Annotated in this window: 3 protein-coding genes; 2 read left to right on the forward strand and 1 reads right to left on the reverse strand. The window is 61.3% G+C overall.

Translation table 11 applies throughout. The features are described 5' to 3' along the window. Together PCS43_RS33315 and PCS43_RS33320 are read left to right on the forward strand one after the other, a co-directional pair. Positions 1-810 (forward strand): aldo/keto reductase (locus PCS43_RS33315; RefSeq protein WP_270923252.1); only part of this gene is annotated, 810 nt, incomplete at its 5' end. A gap of 34 nt (positions 811-844) precedes the next feature. Continuing rightward, the gene (locus tag PCS43_RS33320) at positions 845-1,606 is read left to right on the forward strand and encodes an HpcH/HpaI aldolase family protein (RefSeq protein WP_007732505.1); all 762 of its coding nucleotides are present in this window, start codon (positions 845-847) and stop codon (positions 1,604-1,606) included. Positions 1,607-1,669: 63 nt separating this feature from the next. Here PCS43_RS33320 and PCS43_RS33325 read toward each other — a convergent pair whose 3' ends face one another. Further along, entirely contained in the window at positions 1,670-3,094 is a 1,425-nt protein-coding gene (locus tag PCS43_RS33325; protein ID WP_007732506.1) for an aldehyde dehydrogenase family protein, read from the reverse strand. Positions 3,095-3,505: the final 411 nt, after the last annotated feature.

Consider the following 3,505-nt stretch of genomic DNA (forward strand, 5'->3'; position numbering starts at 1 on the left):
CACCCGCTGAGCCCGACGAATCAAGCGAAACGGAGGTCGCCTGAAACACCCTCATCCACAGGTCTTGACAATATCTCGCATCCCGATGCCGGCGACAACAGCCCACTCTCGACAGAGGGGCTCCGAGCAAGCGTCGAAGGAAGCCTGCGCAGACTCGACACGGACTACGTCGACCTGTTCTATCTCCATCAGCCGGACCGAACCGTCACGCTGACCGAAACTCTCACCACCGTCGCGGAACTGGTTGCCGAGGGCAAGATCCGCACACTCGGCGTATCCAACTTCGCAGCGTGGCAAATCAGTGAAATCAACTACACCGCAGACACAGTCGGAGCTCCCCGACCGATCGTCGCACAGCAGCTCTACAACTTGCTCGCGCGTCGCATCGAAGAAGAATACGCAGAATTCGCGGACGTGACCGGACTGACCACCATGGTCTACAACCCACTCGGTGGGGGCCTGCTCACGGGGCGCCACACCTTCGAGGAAAGTCCCGCCGACGGCCGATTCGGCGACTCACGTCTTGCGTCGATGTACAAGGAGCGATACTGGAACACACAGATATTCGACGCGATCGCTCAACTGACGGCAATCGCAGAGCAGTCGGGCATCTCCCTGACCGAGCTTGCGTTGCGCTGGCTGGTCAGCAAGCCCGTCGCCGGATCGCTGCTCCTCGGAGGATCCAAAGTAACGCACCTCGAATCCAATATCGCGGCCATCGGGCGAGGTCCACTCGACGCCTCGACCGTCGAAGAGTGTGATCTCGTCGGTGCTGCCCTACGAGGCCCCATGCCCAACTACAACCGCTGAAACACCCGACCTTCATCAGGAAGAGTTCTTCACTATGTCAGCACAGGAATTCGCCGCACGCATCCGAGGACGCGAACGCATACTCGGATATTGGTCCGTCATCGACAGCCCGATCTCGACCGAATGGATCGCGCACGTCGGCTGGGACTACATTGCCCTCGACATGCAGCACGGCCTGATCGGCTATTCGGGGATGGTCGCCGGGCTCACCGCCATCGACTCGTCACCGTCCACCGTCGGGATGGTGCGCGTCGAGGCAAACAATCCGACACCCATCGGCCGTGCACTCGACGCGGGCGCTGTGGGCGTCATCGTTCCGCTGATCAACAACGCCGAAGAGGCAGCGGCCGCCGTGGCAGCCGCCAAGTATCCGCCTTTCGGCATCCGCTCCTACGGACCCATGCGCTCGCAACTCCGTATCGGCCCCGTTCCCGCCGACGCGAACCGCGACACCGTTGTATTTGCGATGATCGAGACCCCACAGGGTCTGGCGAACGTCGAAGAGATCTGCGCAGTGCCCGGATTGGACGGCGTGTACGTCGGGCCGTCCGACCTACGAATCGCCGTCGGAGGTAAGCACTCCAACGATCCGGACGTCGCCGAGGAATTCGAATCAGCGCTCACCAGGGTGCGCGAAGCTGCCGCCGTCAGCGGAGTCGCTGCGGGAATCCACACACCTTCCGGTCAGGTTGCGGCACAACGGCTCGGGGAGGGCTACACGTTCGCGACCGTGGCCTCGGACCTGACACATCTGGCGAACATCTCGGCTCAGCATTTGGATGCCGCCAAGTCCTGATCCGGGTACAAAAATGGCGATGCTCCCGCACTTGGTACGGGAGCATCGCCATTCTCGAACAAACTATCTCTGAATCGCCTTGATCTCGAGGAACTCTTCGAGCCCGAACGTGCCGGCCTCGCGCCCGACGCCCGACTGCTTGTACCCACCGAACGGAGCATTCGTGTTGAAGGCGCCGCCGTTCACCTCGACCTGCCCGGCACGCAGTTGCCGTGCGACGCGATCCGCGCGATCGGGGTCACCTGACCAAACGCCACCGGCCAGTCCGTACTCGGTGCCGTTGGCGATCCGCACTGCGTCGGCCTCGTCTTTGTAGCCCATGATCGAGAGGACCGGTCCGAAGATCTCCTCGCGCGCAATGGTCATGTCTTCGGTCACGTTCGCGAACACCGTCGGACCGACGAAATATCCACTGGCCAGACCGGTTTCGCGACCGTCGACAACCGCGGTGGCACCTTCCGACACACCCTTCTCGATGTATCCGCGAACGCGTCCCAGCTGATTCGCGTTCACCAGAGGACCAAGCACCGAAGTCGGCTGAGTCGGATCACCTACCGGGAAATGAGCGGCGACCGCAGCAGCAATTGCCGCTGCCTCATCCACCTTCTCCGCGGGAACCAACATACGCGTCAGCGCCGAACAGGTCTGGCCCGAGTTGATGAAGCACTTTGCGACGCCGTCCGTGACAGCCTTTTCGAGATCGGCGTCGTCGAGAATGACGTTCGCCGACTTGCCACCCAGCTCGAGCGAGACCTTCTTGATGGTGTCCGCGGCGACGATGGCCACTCGCTTGCCTGCCCGAGTCGACCCGGTGAAGGAGACCATGTCGACTTCCGGGTGGCCGGCGATGGCTTCACCCACTACCGGGCCGTAGCCACTTACCAGGTTGAATACACCTGCAGGCAAACCAATTTCGTCGAAGATGTCAGCGAGAGCGTACGTGATGAGTGGCGCAACCTCGGTGGGCTTGAGAACCACGGTGCAGCCCGCCGCGAGCGCACCGCCAACCTTCAAGACAACTTGGTGGAGCGGGAAGTTCCAGGGAGTGATCGCGCCGACAACACCCGCAGGTTCGCGAACAATCAGCGAATTCCCGACCTCGTGAGCGTCGAAATCATAAGTGCGAGCCAATTCGGCAAATGCATTCAAATTCGCGAGCGGCATTCCGATTTGCACGGGCTTCGCGAATCCGATCGGCATGCCCATATCCTGCGAAACCAGCGCCGCAAGATCATCGGTACGTTCGGCAATAATCGCCGCGGCTTTGGAAAGATATTCGGCTCGCTCGCCGCCGGATAGTGCAGACCAAGCGGGGAAAGCCTTTCGTGCTGCCTTCGCGGCCGCATCGACATCTTCGACAGTGCCTTCGGCGACAGTTCCTATCAGCTCTTCGGTAGCCGGATTGAGAACGTCGATCCGACCGCTGCCAGTGGATTCGATCCAGGCGCCATCAACATAGATTTTGGTGCGGTCGAGAATATCGGTCATCAAAGCCTCCGTAGTCATCACGCGTGCACAGGTGAGGTGGGCCCGATCACACGGGGCACCTCTTCCGAGCCTAGCCACGCTCGACGGGTTCCGTGGCAGGTTGGTGTCGAGATTGACCTTCGACTGACGAGACCTGTGGTGCGCGCACGCTTTTCAGTGATGGTGTGAACGTACCGTTCCCCTCGACTAAGAGGGTGAGCGTGTCGTTCACTCGATCCCGGACGGGGTGGTGAGTCGGCTGTGCTCGCGCCCCTGATCGTGTGAACGGTACGTTCGGTCGATCTGAGGCGACGAAAGTGCCGTTCGCTCGAAGTCGGGGGTGCCGGCGAAGGTACTTTCGGGTGTTGGCGGGGTGGGGTGTTTTGGGTACGAGAAAGCCCCCCAACCAGTACTGGTTGGGGGGCTTCTCTA

The sequence above is a fragment of the Rhodococcus sp. C-2 genome, assembly GCF_027854095.1.
In the GTDB taxonomy this organism is placed as follows: Bacteria; Actinomycetota; Actinomycetes; order Mycobacteriales; family Mycobacteriaceae; genus Rhodococcus_F; species Rhodococcus_F qingshengii.

Excerpts from the sequence above, each read along its gene's own strand:
- PCS43_RS33320 (WP_007732505.1), top strand. The coding sequence starts at position 845 with ATGTCAGCACAGGAATTCGCCGCACGCATCCGAGGACGCGAACGCATA.
- PCS43_RS33325 (WP_007732506.1), bottom strand. The coding sequence starts at position 3,094 with ATGACCGATATTCTCGACCGCACCAAAATCTATGTTGATGGCGCCTGG.